Origin of the sequence: Labedella phragmitis, assembly GCF_004078635.1 — a bacterium.
GTDB lineage: Bacteria > Actinomycetota > Actinomycetes > Actinomycetales > Microbacteriaceae > Labedella > Labedella phragmitis.
This window is the reverse complement of record NZ_RZNB01000001.1, coordinates 540,148-556,294: the sequence shown is the minus strand read 5'-3', so window position 1 is coordinate 556,294 and position 16,147 is coordinate 540,148. Positions and strand designations below refer to the sequence as shown.

Genomic DNA, 16,147 nt, shown 5'->3' with positions numbered 1-16,147 from the left:
TGTCCGATCTCGAGAGTCGTTTGCGCAATCGGGGTGTTGTCGGCTCAATGAAGATCGTCGGCGGCGCCGCCCTCGCGAAGCTCTACCCCGACGACGACGAGGTCCGGCCGACAGCAGACGTCGATGCCCTGTTCGAACCTGTCTCGGACGTCCTCATCGTCGCCGATGCGATGGCGCAGGACTATGCGCTTCGGCCCGACTGGTTGAACTCGGCTGCACGACCGTTCATGGCGCGTGGCCTCGCGGAATCGGCGGACGATTCCTTCCACGTCTATGCGGCTGAGCCGGAAGAACTCATCGCAATGAAGATGGCACGAGGCGCTCCTCAGGACATCGACGATCTGCGCATCCTCGCGCGACATCTCGGGATCACCTCTCCCGCGCGGCTCGTCCAGATCGCCTACACCGTGTACGGTGCCGATTCCGTTCATCTCCAGGACGGCGAGGACTCGTATCTCCTCTTCGCAGAGGACGTCCTGGGGACCTGACATCCGCCACGAGCGCGCGTTCCGAACGGAGCGCATGGCACGATCAGGTATGCGCCCACCGTCCCGATTCCGCCGCGCCATCGCGGCCGTCGGCGCTCTCGCGCTCGGAGGGTCGCTCGTGGCGTGCGGGTCGACGCCGCCGAGGTCCCGGAGGGCGACGGCCCTGTCGTCGCGTTCTACGGCGACTCGTACACGCTCGGCACCGGCGCGAGCGCTCCGTCGAAGCGCTGGTCGAGCATCGTGAGCGCGGAGCGCGGCTGGCGCGAGGTCAACCCGAGCGTCAACGGGCTCGGATTCGTCAACAACCGCAGCACGTACGGGGAGGGCAGCGGCGACCTGCCCGACATCGTCATCGGCGCGGATCCCGACATCGTCTTCGTCACGATGGGGCTCAACGACAACTTCAGTTACTCGTCTCGGGCCGATCGCATCCGGGAGCAGATCACGGCGGATCTCACCCGCCTGCACGACGCCATTCCCGACGCGCGCTTCGTCGTCGTCGAGCCGTTCTGGTACACCGACGATCGGCCGGAGTCCGTGGAGACGATCATCGGGTGGGTCGAGGCGGCCGCCGAGGAGATCGGTGCCGACTACGTCCCCGGCGCGAGCCGCTGGCTCGACGGTCACTATGCGGGTTCGGCGGACACCTGGATGGCCTCCGACGGCCTCCACCCGAACGACACGGGCTACGCCCACATGGCCGAGGAGATGGACGCGGCCCTCGCCGCCTTCAGCCCACCCCTCTGACCCCTCTCCCCCCTGAATATCCCCTTTGGGCACGCGATTTCGGGCACGGAAGGGATATTCAGGCGGGTCAGCGGGCGGCGGTGGAAGTCGCGAGGTGCGAGATGCTCGCGAACGGTGCGGGGTTTCAGTCCGAGGGGATCGTCGAAGCCGAACCCGTGACGACGAGTCCGCCGTCGACGGGGACGTCGACGAGCAGCACACTCGCTCGCGCGACGTGCCGGCCCTGGTGCACGACGAGCCGACCGGGAACCTCGATCGCGCCGAATTCGCGGACGTAGGCGCCGAGCGCCGCGGCCGCCGACCCCGTGGCGGGATCCTCAGTGATGGCCCCGACGGGGAAGAGGTTGCGCGTCTCGAACGTTCCGCGCTCGAGCTCGACGGCGGTCGTGACGGTTCCCGACCACCCCTGCTCGTCCATCAGCTCCCGCACCGAGGTCGGGTCGAAGACGAAACCGTCGAAGGTCGCGGCGTCCGCGAACACCAGGACCGGATGGCGGTTACCGGCGAACGCGACGCGCGGCGGCAGGTCCGATCGCAGGTCCGACCGGTCGACTCCGAGGAGCCGCAGCAACCTGTCGAGCACGTCCACCTCGATGGGCCCGACCCACGGAGCCACGCTCGTGAAGGACGCCCAGACGGCGCCGTCCCGCTCCCGCGTCTCGATGAGCACCTCGCCGACAGGGGTGTCGAAAGCGATCGCGCCCGTCCCGTCGCGTTCGGCGAGAGCGACGGCCGTCGCGACGGTCGCGTGTCCGCAGAAGGGGACCTCGGCGATCGGCGAGAAGTACCGGATGCGGTGCCTGCTCCCCTCGCTCGACACGCCCGATCCGATCACGAACGCCGTCTCCGCGTAACCGACCTCGGCGGCGATTGCCTGCATGTCGGCGTCACCGAGCGATTCGGCGTCGAGCACGACTCCGGCAGGATTGCCGCCCGTGGGATCGGCCGCGAAAGCGGAGAGTCGGAGCACGGTGCACCGGCGCACGACGCCGATCTGGAACGAGTGGCCCTCACGAGCGTCGAGGGCAAGCACTGGTTGCTCCGCGCTCCGCCCTGCCAGAATGACCCCATGACCGACCGTGCCGGAACACCCGCGACCGAATCAGACCTCGTCGACCTCGACGCTCTCCACGAGGCCTACTACGCCCTCAAACCCGACGTCTCCGTGCCCGAGCAGCGCGTGGTCTTCGGCACGAGCGGGCACCGCGGCTCTTCCCTCTCCACGTCCTTCAACGAGGACCACATCGCGGCGACGACGCAGGCGATCGTGGAGTATCGCGCAGCGCAGGGCATCACGGGGCCGCTCTTCATCGGCGCGGACACGCACGCCCTCAGCCGCCCAGCGCTCACGACGGCCCTCGAGGTCCTCGTCGGCAACGACGTGCGCGTCCTCACCGACCAGTACGACGACTTCGTTCCCACCCCGGCTCTCAGCCTCGCCATCATCACCTACAACAACGCGGGCAACGACGACGAGGCCGACGGCATCGTCGTGACGCCGAGCCACAACCCTCCCGCCGACGGCGGCTTCAAGTACAACCCGCCGCACGGCGGCCCGGCCGACTCGGACGCGACGTCGTGGATTGCGAACCGCGCGAACGAGCTCATCGCCGACGGGCTGCGCGACGTGAAGCTCGCCGAGCCGTCCGCTGTGGAGACCTACGACTTCCGGAAGGCCTACGTCGACGATCTCGCGAACATCATCGATTTCGACGTCATCAAGCAGGCCGGTCTCCACATCGGCGCCGACCCCCTCGGCGGCGCGAGCGTGCACTACTGGCAGGCCATCGCGGACACATACGGTCTCGATCTCACCGTCGTGAACCCCGACGTCGACCCGACCTGGCGCTTCATGACGCTCGACTGGGACGGCAAGATCCGCATGGACCCGTCCTCCGCGAACGCGATGGCGTCGGTGCTCGAGCACCGGTCGGAGTACGACATCCTCACGGGCAACGACGCGGATGCCGACCGGCATGGCATCGTCACCCCCGACGGCGGCCTCATGAACCCGAACCACTACCTCGCCGTCGCGATCGAATACCTCTACGCCAACCGCCCCGGGTGGAAGGACGACGCGGCGATCGGCAAGACCCTCGTGTCGTCGAGCATGATCGACCGGGTCGCCGAGTCGCTCGGACGTCGGCTCTGGGAGGTCCCCGTCGGCTTCAAGTGGTTCGTCCCCGGCCTCATCGACGGGTCCGTCGGCTTCGGTGGCGAGGAGAGCGCTGGAGCGAGCTTCCTCCGCTTCGACGGAACGGCGTGGACGACCGACAAGGACGGCATCCTGCTGTGCCTGCTGGCCTCGGAGATCACGGCCAAGACCGGCAAGACTCCGTCGCAGCTGTACGCGGAGCTCACGGAGCGCTTCGGCTCGCCCGCCTATGAGCGCGTCGACGCCGCCGCGTCGAAGGAGCAGAAGGCCAAGCTCGGCAAGCTCGACGGCGACGCGATCACCGCGACGGAACTGGCCGGCGAACCCATCATCGCGAAGCTCTCCGCCGCTCCCGGCAACGGCGCAGCGGTCGGCGGCCTCAAGGTCGTGACGGAGAACGCCTGGTTCGCCGCCCGCCCCTCCGGTACCGAGGACGTCTACAAGATCTACGCGGAGTCGTTCAAGGGCGCCGAGCACCTCCGTCAGGTGCAGGCCGAGGCCAAGCAGATCGTCGACGCCGCGATCGCCTGACCCCTCCCCCATCAATTTGGCGATGGTGCACGTAGTTACGCGCACCATCGCCAAATTGATGCCCCGGGGGTTAGGGGACCTGGTAGTACCAGACCGTCGAATTCGGGTGGTCGATCGTGATCGCCTCGTCGATGTCGCGGAAGTCGCGGTTCTCGTTGTGCCCGGCGACCTTGATCTGGAGTCCGTTCTCTCCCTGCACGATGTCGGAGACGATCATGACGTGGTCGGGATTCCCGTTGCCGTTCCAGTCGAAGAAGGCGATGTCGCCGAGCTTCAGCTGGTCGCGCTGGGAGTCGTCGAGTCGCGTGAGGTTCGGTCCCGAGTCGCTCGCGAGCCAGTCCTCGAGCGAGGGCGCGTAGACCCACGTCTTCGTGCCCTGCGCGTTGCGGTTCGACCAGGTGTCGTTCATCTTCCACCCGCGCGCGAGGAGGGTCTGCGAGACGAAGTTGGCGCAGTCACCGCCGCTCGGGTTGTAGTCGCCGAACTCGGGGTTGTAGTCCTGCCAGTGCGTGAGCGCATAGCCGAGCTGCTTGTCGACGGGCGTGAGAGTGGCGTAGGTGTACGTGTTCTGCCACAGCGACGGGAGCTGCTCCTCGCCCGCGAACACCTGGATCTCGACGGTCTTCGGCTGGAAGTCGGACGAGCGCGGCACGGCCGCCGTGACGCGCGTGTCGTCGACGACAGTGAGGGACGACGCCGGCGCTCCCCCGACGAGCACCCGGGTGACGCCCTCGAGGCCGAGTCCCGTGATCGCGATCTCGCCGCCACCGCTGACGGGCCCCTCGGGGGCGTCGACGTCGCCGACGACGCTCACCGACATGTCGACGGGATCGAACGACGGGACAGCCGCTGCCGCCGCCGGGTCGCCGGCGCATCCGCTCAGCAGGCACGTGGCGGCGACGACGGCGCCCGCCAGAAGAGCGGTCGCTCGACGACGGACGGAGGGCGCAGATGCTGTCACGACGATGCTTCCTTGTGGTGCGGGGGTCACTCCATGGTACGGGGATCGGCCGATGAGCTGCCGGACGCCGTCCCGTTCGTGTGGAACGCGCCGACCCCCTCGGCCGTCTCACGCCGTCGCATCGCCCACGTCGCCGTGAAGGGCACGCTCCCGGAAGGCCAGGAAGAGGGGGAGCGCGAACGCGAGCGCGACGAACGGAATCGCCAGCAGATAGAGCCAGACGCGGCGCATCCGGAGCCGACGCCCTTCGACGATCATGAAGACGACCGCTGCCACCGCGACGACGAGCAGATCCGTCGTGAGCGATGACACCGATGGACCGCTCCCGAACCAGTCACCGAGATAATCGCGGCTCTCGAGGATCGCGATGACGTTGTACGTCCACGTCCCGACGAACCCCACCCCCGCGAGGACGAGGTAGAGAACTGCTCGCGGCGTCCAGCGTCGCGTGGATGCCGCGGCCGCAGCCGGTGATGTCCGGGCGCTCATCGTCCCTCCTCCGATGCCGTCGGGGCGGCGGTAGCGCCACCGCTCGCAGCCGCGGAAGCGGGCACTGCGCGCTCCGGAGCGGTGGTCGAGCGACCATCGACACCTCCCCGAACGATCGCGACGACCGCTCCGGCGACGACCACGACCACGAGCGCCGCCCCCGCGGTGACCGTCGCCGCGTCGGGTGCGACGATCGACTGGCCGCGCAGCGCCTGCCAGAGCACGAGGCCGACCGTTCCCGCGAAGCCCACAGCTCCGACGAGGACGAGGCGGTACCGCACGGTCTCGCTCCGCAGCATGGCCACGCGCCGCGCGAGCAGCTCGAGCGCGATCACGAGGAGCGGGAGCACCTGCAGGGCGTGCATCCCGACGAAGTGCGGGATACGCAGATCGCCTCCCTCGGTGCTCCACCCCAGCAGGGGCAATCCGGCCCCGCCGTCTGCCACGCCGACGGCATGCGCTCCCGCGATCCCCCGGTAGTCGTTCAGCTGCGCAGCGGTCGGACCGGTCATGAGGAACGCGAGCGCCATGCCGACGAGGCCGATCACGAGGCCGGACCGGATCGCGAGGGCTCGTGCCCGGTCGCCGAGGGGCGATCGGAAGAGCACCACGGCGACCACGACGGTCACGAGCCACACGACGACGATCGACACCGCCATGAGCGTCCACACGAGGGCGGCGACGGGCGACGAGACGTTGAAGTGGCTCGTCGTGTTCGTGACGACGGCCCCCACGATGACGATCATCTCGAGCACGAGGGCGACGACGACCACACTCCCGAGCACGGAGAGGAGCCGACGGCGACGTGTCGCGAGTCCGATCATCCACGCGAGCGTCACGGAGTAGACGGAGAGCGAGACCGAGAACTTGAGCGGCTTCGCCCAAGCGGGCTGTCCGAGGATCTCGCGCGGATCGAGGAGCAGCGCAACGATGCAGACGGCGACGCCCACGGCGGACAGGATCGCGAGCACGAGGAGCGGACGGTGCAGGCGGCCCGCCGGGCGGGGCATCGTCGGGGGGCGGGTGGGCGGTGGGGTGCTGATCATGACGAGGTCTCCTGGTCTGACGACGGCGATGCGGGTGGCGAGGGGAAACGGCGCTCCCCCTCGGTCGCGTGCGCGATACGGCGCAGCGACTGGAAGACCACGTCACCGAGAGCTGTGCCCACGGCGGCGATGCGGGCTTGAGCGGCGGGATCCGATCGTTCCTCGAGCTCGTCGAAGTCCGCTCGCGCGACGATGGCTGCCGCTTCGGCGTAGCGCGCGAGCCACTTCTCGCTGAGAGGTTCCCCCACGACGGCGAACGTGTCGAGTGCTCGAGCGGCGATCGGGATCGCCGGGTGGAACCGACCGATGCCCTCCACGACGGCGAGAATGCGCTCGACCGCCTCCTCCGAGGGCTCCTCGGAGGTCGTTGCTCCCGCGAGGGGCACGGCCGCTTGCGCCACTCCGAACGCGTCGTTGAGCGGCATGCCGCCGTCGAGGGCTGCGGTGATCCGCTTGACGCCGGCGATGCTCACTCCGGCCCCCTCGACGAGTCCCCGGACGAGCCGGAGGCGGGCGGCGTGCGCGTCGCCGTACGTCGAGCGGTTCGGCCCGTCGACCTCTCCCGGCGCGAGGACGCCTTCGCGGATGTAGTACTTGATGGAGGCGATGCTGACGCCCGTCGTTCGACTCAATTCGGAGATGCGCACGTGGATAGCGTAGCTATCGGATAGCCGCGCTGTCTAGCCGCAGGTCCGATCCGTAGAATCGAGCTCACCGCTTGATCGACCCGAAGGACAGCCGCTATGTCGACGCCCATCGATCCGCCCCGCCAGCCGTACCCGGTGCCGCCGGCCGGCCAGAAGGGCGCAGCGGCGTGGGCGCTGGGCTTCCTCGCGTACGCCCCCATCCCGGTCGTCGCCCAGATCATGACGGGGCTCATCATGGCCGGCGTCTACCCCATCCATAAGAAGCGCGGGCCGATCGCTCATGCGAACGCTCGGAATGCGGCGAACTGGGGGCTGACCTACTCGGTACTCACGGTCGTCTTCTTCGGGATCGCCACCCTCTTCGCTGCGATCCTCACCAACGGGGGTACGACGACGGCGTCGGGCGAGACCACGCTCTTCCCCCTCATCCCGCTGGCGCTCTGGTGCCTCATGACGGTCGTCCACGTGATCGTGACGATCACGGGCACCGTGATCGCCTCGAAGGGAAGGGTCTTCCGAGTCCCCTTCGTGATCCGATTCATCTCCGACTAGAGCCGAGGTCTCCGGGATGCGAGCCGCCCCTCAGCCGTCGGACCGCAGCCGGTCGACCATGCCACGGAGGATGCGACGCGCCTCGACCTGATCGGCGGAGACGACATCCCTCCGAGCCGTCGGACCTCGATCGAAGGAACCGCGGCCGTCGTCGCCTCGAGGCGTTGAACGGCCCGTTCTGACGCACGTTCACCTTCGGCGACCCCGACGGCCACCACGTCACGATGCACGACAGCGCATGACCCAGCGAGAGCCTCCTGAGAGCGCTCTCTCCCACGGTAGGCTTCTGCGAAGACCCTCGATCCGCTGGAGCACCCATGAGCGACGACGCCCGCCGTTTCCCCGACCACTTCCTCTTCGGTGCAGCGACCGCGGCGTACCAGATCGAGGGCGCCGCCCACGAGGACGGTCGCACCGACTCGATCTGGGATGCCTTCAGCCGCGTTCCCGGCGCGGTCATCGACGGGCACAACGGCGACGTGGCGACCGACCACTACCACCGGTACCGTGACGATGTCGCGCTCATGAAGGACCTGGGGCTCCAGACCTACCGCTTCTCGACCTCGTGGTCCCGCGTCCGCCCCGACGGCGGCCCCGCGAACGCGAAGGGACTCGACTTCTACTCGCGGCTCGTCGACGAACTGCTCGGCGCCGGCATCAAGCCCTGGCTCACGCTCTACCACTGGGATCTCCCGCAAGCGCTCGAGGAGCGCGGCGGCTGGACCAACCGCGACACGTCCGAGCTGTTCCGCGACTACGCGATGACCGTGCACGAGGCCCTCGGCGACCGCGTCGGCGTGTGGACGACCCTCAACGAGCCGTGGTGCTCGTCGTTCCTCTCCTACACCGCGGGCGCGCACGCCCCCGGCCGTCAGTCCGTCGAGGACGGCCTCGCCGCCGCCCACCACCTCCTGCTCGGCCACGGCCTCGCGGTGCAATCCCTCCGCGCCGCCGACCCGTCGCTCGAGATCGGGATCACGCTCAACCTCACGGTCGCGAAGCCCGTCGACCCGACGAACGAGGGCGACCTCGACGCCGCTCGCCGCATCGACGGCCAGTTCAACCGCTTCTTCCTCGAGCCGATCTTCCACGGGGTGTACCCGCAGGACGTCGTCGCCGACGTCGCCGGCAACAACTTCGAGTCCTACGTGAAGGAGGGCGACCTCGAGATCATCTCCACCCCCATCGACGCCCTCGGTGTGAACTACTACCACGGCGAGCACGTGACCTCGACGCCCGTCGAGGTCGAGACGGGTGGCCAGGCGCCGACCGAGCGCCCCACCCGCTCGCCCTTCCCCGCCGCGGAGAACGTGCACTGGCACCCGCAGGACCTCGAGACCACGTCGATGGGCTGGGAGATCGAGCCCTGGCTCCTGCGCGACCTGCTGGTGCACGTCGACCGCGAGTACACCGGCCCGGCCGGCACGGCGATCTGGGTCACGGAGAACGGCGCGGCGTTCGACGACGAACTCGTCGACGGCGCCGTGCACGACGAAGGCCGCACGCGGTTCCTCGCCGGACACCTCGACGCGATCCTCGACACGATCGACGACGGCGTCGATGTGCGCGGCTACTTCTACTGGTCGCTGCTCGACAACTACGAGTGGGCCTGGGGCTACCACAAGCGTTTCGGCATCGTGCGCGTGGACTACGACACTCAGGAGCGCACCGTGAAGGACTCAGGGCTCGCGTATCGCGAGATCATCGCGGCACGGTCCCTGCCGGCGCAGGCGTAGCGGACGCGGCGGACCGACGATGCCGACCGTGACGGGCCACCCCGAGCGACACGCGCCGACGCTCGAAGCCGTCGCGGAGGCCGCCGGCGTGTCCCGTGCCACCGTGAGCCGCGTGGTCAATGGGTCGCCGAGCGTCCGCGGTGCGGTCGTCGAGGCCGTGCAGAAGGCGATCGCCGACCTCGGGTACGTTCCGAATCGCGCGGCACGGTCCCTCGCGTCGAGCCGCACCCACTCGATCGCCCTCCTCGTGCCGGAAGACGTGTCCCGGTTCTTCGGCGACCCGTACTTCGCGAGCTTCACGGGTGGCCTCGACCGGCGGCTCGCCGACACCGAGTACGTGCTCAACCTCGTCGTCGCGCGTGATGATCCGGGCCGGAAGGCCGTCCGTTACGTGCGCGGCGGCAACGTCGACGGCGCGATCGTCGTGTCGCACCACCGCGGCCACGACTTCCTGCGGCAGCTCGAGGGATCCGTCCCCATCGTCTACGGCGGGCGTCCGGACGTGGCCCTCTCCGCCGAGCCGGTCTTCGTGGACGTCGACAACGAGGCAGGTGGGCACCTCGCGACGCGACACCTCATCGAGAGTGGGCGCACGCGCATCGCGACGATCGCGGGGCCCGAGGACATGCCGGCGGCTCTCGACCGCCTCGCCGGATTCCGTCGTGCACTGCGCGAGGCCGGCCTGCCGGACGACGCCGTCGTGCACGCGAACTTCACGGCGTCGGGCGGCGCGGAGGCGATGCGGACGTTGCTCTCCCGCCATTCCGACCTCGACGCCGTCTTCTCGGCGTCCGACCTCATGGCGTCTGGCGCCCTGACGGCGCTCGCGAGCCGCGGGGTCGACGTCCCCGGCGATGTCGCGATCGTCGGCTACGACGACAGCCCGGCGGCGACGTGGGGCGAGATCGGATTGACGACGGTCCGGCAGCCGTCGGAGCTCATGGGGGCGACCGCCGTCGACGTGCTCCTTCGCCTGCTCGCGGGCGACGCCGATGTTCCTCACGAGAACATCGTGCAGACCGAGCTCGTGATCAGGGACTCGGCGTGACCAGGCGGCAGCGTGCCATGGGACTCATGGTCGTCGGCGCACTCGTGCTGCTCGTCGTCATTCTGGGGACGATCGCGCTGCCTCTGATGCTCGATGCCACCCTCGCGGCTGACTACTCGGTCTTACCCGCGGGCACCGAGGTGGTCATGACGAAGGAGCAATTCGAGCGCGGCCAGACGTTCCCGTTCTGGGGCTCGGCGTTCCTGACAGCGCTCCTCGCCCTCGCGGTCGCGATCTTCCTCGTGGCCCTGACGTGGTCGCGGGCGCAGAGAGGTGTGCCCACCGGCCCGCTTCCGTTCTGAGCGGGACGCGCGTGCGATCCTGGCAGGCCGACTCTCGGGAGGAGTTGCGAGTACAGCATCCCTCCCGAGGTGGAGAGTGATCAGCGTGCGTCGCTGCCCGCCTCGATGCGCTCGGCGATCACGACGACGTCATCGAGGCGCCCCTCGGCGACGTCCATGATGAAGTCATACGCCTCGTCGTTCGACCACACCAGTCGTCGACCGTTCACGCCCAGGAAGACGATGAGACCGGCGAGAGTGAGTCGCTTGTTGCCGTCCAGAAGTGGATGGTTCTTCGCGAGCGAATGCACGAGAGCGGCCGACTTCTCGGCGAGCGAGGGATAGGCGTCGGCACCGAGGACCGTCGTCCGAGCCCGCGCACATGCCGCCTCGAGGAGACCGGCGTCCCGGACCCTGACGTCGGGTCCGATCGCACGTCGCGCGATGCGCTCGAGGTCGCGGAGCGTGAGATAGATCACTGGGCGAGGCGCTCGAGCGCCTCGGCGTAGCGAGGCAGTTCCTCGTCGAGCACCCGGTCGATGAGGTCGTCGTGGCTGTGCCTCTCGACGTACTCACGAACCGCCTCCCGGGCGACGTCCTGCATCGAGCGGGATTCGAACTCCGCGCGTCGGCGTAGCGCGTCCGTCTCGGCGTCAGTGAGCCTCAAAGTCATCGCCATCCACTAATGGTATCAGTCCTGACACCACGACGGTGGGTCTACTGGTACGTGACGAGGTCGGGCTCCGGGGCGACGTCGCGCAGGGTCTGCTCCGGCGACAGCATCGGCAGGTCTTCGTCGTAGAAGTTCTTCCAGCCCCATGCCATCCCGGCGGGCGCGCCGTCGTGCAGCGCCCGCCACGTGGCCTGCTTGTCCGGCTGGCCGCCCTGACCGTCAACGTGGATCAGCAGTTCGAGCTGGGGGTGGGACATGTCGACGTCCTGACGATTCTGGATCATGTCGAGTCGGAACTGGTGCAGCACGAGCATCTTCGGCGGTAGTCCGTCGCGCTCGACGAGGTCCGCGAGCCATCGGGAGACGGCGTTGATCTCCTCGGCCGTGACCGAACCGATCTGCGTGAGGTGCTTCTCGTCCGGCTCCAAGCGCCACTCGGGGTCGAGCGCGAGCCCGACGTTCGGGCGCGCGAGCAGGCTCTCGTAGAGCTTCGCCTGCGTGAGGAAGTCGGTGCGGCCGGGCTGCAGGTCGATGACGACGTACACGCCCGCCTCGGCGGCCGCGTCGATGTAGGGGGTGAGCCGATCGGCCGGCAGCTCGTTCGAGTAGTTGCCGTCGTCGCCCTCCGCTCCCGCCGCGACCGTGGCGATGATCTCGAGCGTCGGCACGACCGTTCGATCGGTGAGCGCCTCGTAGGGAGCGGCCACCTTCCTCGCCCGATCGATGGTCTCGTCGACGCCCTGCTCACCGAGCACTCCGAGCACGGGGGCGTCGGGGGCTCCGTAGAGGGCGACGAACAGCCGGTCGGCGAAGAGGTGCTGACCGCCACCCGGCAGCTCCACGCCCGTCGCCGCCGCGCGCACCGACCAGGCGGGGTCGGGAAGTGTGGAGAAGGCCTCCCCGAGCAGGATGGTCGACGCGGCACCGGCCGCGGCCAGCGCGGCGATCGCGTCGGACGAGCGGAGAGGATCCGGCGACGCCGCGGGAAGTACGACCACGGGGACGCCGGCGGCACGAGCCGTGGCGAGCGCGGCGGCGTCGGCGGGCGCGTCGGTCGTGAGCGCCACGGTCGACTCGAGGGGCGCCGCGGGCTGGGGACGGGGGTCGAGGGGTGCTGCCGAGGCCGGCGCCGACGCCGCCGAGGGGTCCGACGCCGGATCCGGCAATCCCGCGATGCCGGCGATCGAGAGCGCGTCAGGGCCTGTCGCGACCTCGACGCCCGTGGCCTTTCCGAGAGCGGCCGGGTCGGCGTCGGTCGCGACGACATCGAGACCGGGAAAAGGCCCGCCGCCGAGGTTCCCGACCGCGATGACGGTACTCGCGCCGAGTCGATCGATCTCCTCGGCGACGGCCTCGTGGGAGGGCGTCGGCGCGTCCGCCGTCGACGCCGACGACGGCGTCTGTGCGTCGGTCGCCGACGCGTCCGGTGTCGGGGCGGCCCCCTGGGCGCCTCCGTCGTCCGGGGCGTCCATCGTGGCGGCGGTCTCGAGCAGGAGGGGGACGCCCAGGGTGACAGCGACCTGGGCCGAGAGGAACGTCGCGGTCTCATCGGCTGCCGGGGCGACGAGAACGGTCGGCGCGGATTCGAAGAGGAGTCTGCTCGCCTCGATGGCCCGGGCAGCGGGATCGGCGTCCGCGATGACCGTCGCACCCTGCGTCGGCTGCGTCGTCACGACCTCGGTGACGGCCTCCTCCGAGGCGTCGGTCGTGGTGCAACCGACGAGCGCGGCCACACCGAGAGAGGCGATGGAGGCGAGAAGGAACCGAGAGGTGACGCTGGAGGGCATCGATTCAGGCTAACCGATGCGACCGACCCCTCGTCCGGTCGCCGGCTCAGGCTGCGGCCGGGGTCGCGGCGTAGCGTCGCGCCCGCTCCACCTGACGCAGCGAGAAAGGAATCGCGATCGCGACCGCCGCCACGAGGACGATCGACAGCCCGAGCGGCACCGGCTCCGCGAGGCGCGGGATGTTCTGCGTCAGGAGGGCGGTGAAGAGGAAGACGTTCTGCGCGAGGTTCCACGCGGTGGCCTCGGCGGCGAGCGGCGCATAAGCGGTCGCGAGTTCGCTCTCCTCCTCCGACAACTCGATGTCACGACCGCCGAGCACGACTCGCCGGATCCGTCGATTTCGCTCACGGTCGCTCCCGAGCAGGTCGCGCGTGGGGCCGTAGAGGTTCATGGCGATCGTCGAGCACATGATGGTCGCGACGAGCGCCGCGAGGCTCACGGCGATGCTCACGGGGAACAGCACACGTTGCGCGTCGAGGAGCAGCAGCTCGTCCACGAGGACGGCCACGCCCACTCCCACGACGAGGACGATCGCGAACCAGAGCGCGACGTTGTCCGCGCGATGACGCGTGAGGACCTGGATCCAACCGTGTTCCGGCTCATCGATCCCGCGCGTCCTCGCGATCTCCTCTCGCCGTCGGACCCAGGTGGCGACGGCGAGGTTGAGCGCGATGTATCCGAGGCCGGCGACGGCCGACCCAGAAGCGGCACCGACGGAGACGGCATCCGTCGCGACCTGCGCGCCGAGCAACCCCGCCGCGAGCACGGCCACGACGATCGCCACGACGAGGAAGCGCCGATGATCACGGCTGCCGTCCGGCGTCGCCGGGTCCCACCAGTCTCCCGCGATGACGATCCCGGAGAACAGCCCGACCGCCCACACCACGACGACGGACACGAGCACGAGGGCACTCGCCGGGGGTCGCGCCTCGTCGCCGAGCGCGAACACCGTCGCGACGACCATCGCCGTTCCGAGCAGGGAGGAGACGGCGAAAGCCGTGACCCTCATCGGTCGTCCCCGGTCGTCCGTCGATCGTCCTCACCGCTGCGTGTCATCCATCGAGCCTAGCGAGAGCCCCTCGGGCCCTTCCCCCGGGGCGCCTCGGTCGCTCGCGTCTTCCCGTCACACGGCACCTCGACGTCAGATCCGACGGACAATGGAGGGGTGACGATCCACGACCTCTCCGAGACCCCTACGACCGGAGCCCCTCGCACCGACACGCTCGGCGATGAGGAGGCGCTTCGGCTGCGCGGCGACTTCCCCGCTCTGCACCAGTCCGTGAACGGGCACCCGCTCGTCTACCTCGACTCGGGGGCGACGTCGCAGAAGCCGTTCGTCGTGCTCGACGCGGAGCGCCGTTACCTCGAGACGACGAACGCCGCCGTGCACCGTGGCGCCCACGCGCTCGCGGCCGCAGCCACCGAACTGTTCGAGGAGGCGCGCGCGAGGGTCGCCGCCTTCGTCGGCGTCCGGGAGGACGAGATCGTCTGGACCTCGAACGCGACCGAGGGCATCAACCTCGTCGCCTACGCGTTCTCGAACGCGAGTGCCGGTCGCGGTGGCTCGGCTGCCGAGCGCTTCCGTCTGGGAGAGGGCGACGAGATCGTCGTCACCGAGGCGGAGCACCACTCGAACCTCGTGCCGTGGCAGGAACTCGCGTTCCGCACGGGCGCGACACTGCGCTTCGTGCCTGTCGACGACGAGGGTGTCATCACGGCGGAGGCCGCGTCCGAGGTCATCGGCGAGCGCACGCGCGTTCTCGCGTTCACCCATGTCTCGAATGTCACGGGGGCCGTGAGCCCCGTCGACGAGATCGTCCGCATGGCTCACGCGGTCGGGGCGCTCGTCGTGCTCGACGCGTGCCAGTCGGCGCCGCACCTCCCGCTCGATCTCGCCGCCCTCGACGTCGACTTCGCCGTCTTCTCGGGTCACAAGATGCTCGCGCCCACCGGCATCGGCGTCCTCTACGGCCGCAGCGGACTGTTGAACGCGATGCCCCCGTTCCTCACGGGCGGCTCGATGATCACGACCGTCACGATGGAGAGATCCGAGTACCTGCCCGCGCCGCAGCGGTTCGAGGCGGGAACGCAGCGCGTCTCGCAGGCGATCGCCCTCGCCGACGCCGTCCGCTATCTGCAGGCGGTCGGGATGGATCGGATCGCGGCGCACGAGCGTGCGCTCGGCGAACGCCTCCTCGCCGGGCTCGCGGACATCCCGGGGGTGCGCGTGCTCGGTCCGCTCGATGCCGCTCGCCGAACGGGGCTCGCCGCGATCGACGTCGACGGCGTCCACGCTCACGATGTCGGGCAGTACCTCGACGACCGGGGCGTCGCCGCTCGCGTCGGTCACCACTGCGCGCAGCCGCTCCACCGCCGCCTCGGTGTCACGGCCTCCACGCGCGCGAGCACGTACCTCTACAACACGACGGCAGACGTCGATGCGTTCCTCGAGGGCGTCGCGGGCGTCCGCTCCTTCTTCGGGGAGGCGTGATGGGCTCCCCAGAACTCGCGAACCTGTACCAGCAGGTCATCCTCGACCACTCGAAGCGGAAGAAGGGATTCGGCCTCGCCGAGGGCGGCGTCGCGGAGTCGCATCAACTGAATCCCACGTGCGGCGACGAGATCACGCTGCGCCTGCACCTCGCGGACGACGACACGATCGAGCGGATCTCGTGGGAGGGCGCCGGCTGCTCCATCTCGATGGCGTCGGCGTCGTTGCTCTCGGAGCTCGTCCCGGGGCTGACGCGCGACGAGGCCCGAGAGCGCATCGCGCTCTTCCGCGAGATGATGCGCTCGAAGGGTGCGGGTGTCGAGGACGACGAACCGCTCGGCGACGCCGCGGCGCTCGAGGGCGTCTCGCGCTACGTCGCCCGTGTGAAGTGCGCGATGCTCGGCTGGGTCGCGTTCGAGGACACGCTGTCGCTCTCCTCCTGAGGCGGCGGGGGAACGCCGTCCCGATCGCGGAGCCTGTCGGAGCGCGTCACGGGAGACCGCAGTCCCCACGTT

The 16,147-nt window shown here is 69.5% G+C and carries 18 protein-coding genes; 9 read left to right on the top strand and 9 right to left on the bottom strand.

All coding sequences use genetic code 11. The features are described 5' to 3' along the window. The first annotated feature begins 47 nt into the window (after positions 1-47). Complete coding sequence (locus ELQ90_RS02695; RefSeq protein WP_128493708.1) at positions 48-488, top strand: hypothetical protein; 441 nt, start codon at positions 48-50, stop codon at positions 486-488. A gap of 123 nt (positions 489-611) precedes the next feature. Continuing rightward, entirely contained in the window at positions 612-1,235 is a 624-nt protein-coding gene (locus ELQ90_RS02690) for an SGNH/GDSL hydrolase family protein (RefSeq protein WP_208020548.1), read from the top strand. A 124-nt stretch (positions 1,236-1,359) separates the two neighbouring features. On the opposite strand, the gene ELQ90_RS02685 is transcribed toward ELQ90_RS02690, so the two are convergent. After that, positions 1,360-2,268, bottom strand: coding sequence for a PhzF family phenazine biosynthesis protein (locus ELQ90_RS02685; RefSeq protein WP_341810193.1), 909 nt, complete (start codon positions 2,266-2,268; stop codon positions 1,360-1,362). Between the two features lie 36 nt (positions 2,269-2,304). On the opposite strand from ELQ90_RS02685, the gene pgm reads away from it, so the two are divergent. Beyond that, entirely contained in the window at positions 2,305-3,921 is a 1,617-nt protein-coding gene (pgm, locus tag ELQ90_RS02680; RefSeq protein WP_128493706.1) for a phosphoglucomutase (alpha-D-glucose-1,6-bisphosphate-dependent), read from the top strand. 70 nt (positions 3,922-3,991) lie between these two features. Here pgm and ELQ90_RS02675 read toward each other — a convergent pair whose 3' ends face one another. From ELQ90_RS02675 to ELQ90_RS02660, 4 genes are all read right to left on the bottom strand, one after another. Further along, positions 3,992-4,882, bottom strand: a complete 891-nt coding sequence (locus ELQ90_RS02675; RefSeq protein ID WP_128493705.1) for an amidase domain-containing protein — start codon at positions 4,880-4,882, stop codon at positions 3,992-3,994. Between the two features lie 108 nt (positions 4,883-4,990). Next, entirely contained in the window at positions 4,991-5,371 is a 381-nt protein-coding gene (locus ELQ90_RS02670; protein WP_128493704.1) for a DUF2834 domain-containing protein, read from the bottom strand. After that, on the bottom strand, positions 5,368-6,417 hold the full coding sequence (locus tag ELQ90_RS02665) for a hypothetical protein (protein ID WP_208020547.1): 1,050 nt from the start codon (positions 6,415-6,417) through the stop codon (positions 5,368-5,370). Before ELQ90_RS02665 ends, ELQ90_RS02670 begins: the two co-directional genes overlap by 4 nt. Beyond that, entirely contained in the window at positions 6,414-7,064 is a 651-nt protein-coding gene (locus tag ELQ90_RS02660) for a MerR family transcriptional regulator (protein WP_166408777.1), read from the bottom strand. The genes ELQ90_RS02665 and ELQ90_RS02660 overlap by 4 nt, the downstream gene beginning before the upstream one ends. A gap of 96 nt (positions 7,065-7,160) precedes the next feature. Here ELQ90_RS02660 and ELQ90_RS02655 point away from each other — a divergent pair, with 96 nt between their 5' ends. The 4 genes from ELQ90_RS02655 to ELQ90_RS02640 all read left to right on the top strand — a co-directional run bounded on the left by ELQ90_RS02655 (position 7,161) and on the right by ELQ90_RS02640 (position 10,702). Continuing rightward, positions 7,161-7,616, top strand: coding sequence for a magnetosome magnetite crystal formation protein family (locus tag ELQ90_RS02655; protein WP_128493702.1), 456 nt, complete (start codon positions 7,161-7,163; stop codon positions 7,614-7,616). Positions 7,617-7,933: 317 nt separating this feature from the next. Then, positions 7,934-9,352: a GH1 family beta-glucosidase gene (locus ELQ90_RS02650; protein ID WP_128493701.1), complete on the top strand. Its 1,419-nt coding sequence runs from the start codon at positions 7,934-7,936 to the stop codon at positions 9,350-9,352. Between the two features lie 19 nt (positions 9,353-9,371). Beyond that, positions 9,372-10,400, top strand: coding sequence for a LacI family DNA-binding transcriptional regulator (locus ELQ90_RS02645; RefSeq protein ID WP_128493700.1), 1,029 nt, complete (start codon positions 9,372-9,374; stop codon positions 10,398-10,400). Next, positions 10,397-10,702: a hypothetical protein gene (locus tag ELQ90_RS02640; RefSeq protein WP_128493699.1), complete on the top strand. Its 306-nt coding sequence runs from the start codon at positions 10,397-10,399 to the stop codon at positions 10,700-10,702. Before ELQ90_RS02645 ends, ELQ90_RS02640 begins: the two co-directional genes overlap by 4 nt. An 80-nt stretch (positions 10,703-10,782) precedes the next feature. On the opposite strand, the gene ELQ90_RS02635 is transcribed toward ELQ90_RS02640, so the two are convergent. The 4 genes from ELQ90_RS02635 to ELQ90_RS02620 are packed head-to-tail and all read right to left on the bottom strand — an operon-like array spanning position 10,783 to position 14,150. Continuing rightward, positions 10,783-11,160 (bottom strand): type II toxin-antitoxin system death-on-curing family toxin, encoded by a 378-nt coding sequence (locus tag ELQ90_RS02635; RefSeq protein ID WP_128493698.1) that lies wholly within the window; start codon positions 11,158-11,160, stop codon positions 10,783-10,785. Next, positions 11,157-11,360 carry a ribbon-helix-helix protein, CopG family gene (locus ELQ90_RS02630; RefSeq protein ID WP_208004211.1) on the bottom strand — a complete coding sequence of 68 codons (204 nt, stop codon included), beginning with the start codon at positions 11,358-11,360 and terminating at the stop codon, positions 11,157-11,159. The genes ELQ90_RS02635 and ELQ90_RS02630 overlap by 4 nt, the downstream gene beginning before the upstream one ends. Before the next feature lie 38 nt (positions 11,361-11,398). Next, positions 11,399-13,141 (bottom strand): hypothetical protein, encoded by a 1,743-nt coding sequence (locus tag ELQ90_RS02625; protein ID WP_128493697.1) that lies wholly within the window; start codon positions 13,139-13,141, stop codon positions 11,399-11,401. Positions 13,142-13,187: 46 nt separating this feature from the next. After that, entirely contained in the window at positions 13,188-14,150 is a 963-nt protein-coding gene (locus tag ELQ90_RS02620) for a hypothetical protein (RefSeq protein WP_128493696.1), read from the bottom strand. A gap of 156 nt (positions 14,151-14,306) precedes the next feature. Between ELQ90_RS02620 and ELQ90_RS02615 the strand changes: the two genes are divergently transcribed. Both ELQ90_RS02615 and sufU read left to right on the top strand, forming a co-directional pair. After that, positions 14,307-15,632 (top strand): SufS family cysteine desulfurase, encoded by a 1,326-nt coding sequence (locus ELQ90_RS02615; RefSeq protein ID WP_424980791.1) that lies wholly within the window; start codon positions 14,307-14,309, stop codon positions 15,630-15,632. After that, positions 15,632-16,075, top strand: a complete 444-nt coding sequence (gene sufU, locus ELQ90_RS02610) for a Fe-S cluster assembly sulfur transfer protein SufU (RefSeq protein WP_128493695.1) — start codon at positions 15,632-15,634, stop codon at positions 16,073-16,075. The genes ELQ90_RS02615 and sufU overlap by 1 nt, the downstream gene beginning before the upstream one ends. Positions 16,076-16,147: the final 72 nt, after the last annotated feature.

Bases quoted from the DNA above. Each gene is read 5' to 3' on its own strand.
- ELQ90_RS02695 (WP_128493708.1), top strand. From the start codon at position 48: ATGAAGATCGTCGGCGGCGCCGCCCTCGCGAAGCTCTACCCCGACGAC.
- ELQ90_RS02655 (WP_128493702.1), top strand. From the start codon at position 7,161: ATGTCGACGCCCATCGATCCGCCCCGCCAGCCGTACCCGGTGCCGCCG.
- ELQ90_RS02645 (WP_128493700.1), top strand. From the start codon at position 9,372: ATGCCGACCGTGACGGGCCACCCCGAGCGACACGCGCCGACGCTCGAA.
- ELQ90_RS02665 (WP_208020547.1), bottom strand. From the start codon at position 6,417: ATGATCAGCACCCCACCGCCCACCCGCCCCCCGACGATGCCCCGCCCG.
- ELQ90_RS02670 (WP_128493704.1), bottom strand. From the start codon at position 5,371: ATGAGCGCCCGGACATCACCGGCTGCGGCCGCGGCATCCACGCGACGC.
- ELQ90_RS02625 (WP_128493697.1), bottom strand. From the start codon at position 13,141: ATGCCCTCCAGCGTCACCTCTCGGTTCCTTCTCGCCTCCATCGCCTCT.
- ELQ90_RS02620 (WP_128493696.1), bottom strand. From the start codon at position 14,150: ATGAGGGTCACGGCTTTCGCCGTCTCCTCCCTGCTCGGAACGGCGATG.
- sufU (WP_128493695.1), top strand. From the start codon at position 15,632: ATGGGCTCCCCAGAACTCGCGAACCTGTACCAGCAGGTCATCCTCGAC.
- ELQ90_RS02650 (WP_128493701.1), top strand. From the start codon at position 7,934: ATGAGCGACGACGCCCGCCGTTTCCCCGACCACTTCCTCTTCGGTGCA.
- pgm (WP_128493706.1), top strand. From the start codon at position 2,305: ATGACCGACCGTGCCGGAACACCCGCGACCGAATCAGACCTCGTCGAC.
- ELQ90_RS02630 (WP_208004211.1), bottom strand. From the start codon at position 11,360: ATGGCGATGACTTTGAGGCTCACTGACGCCGAGACGGACGCGCTACGC.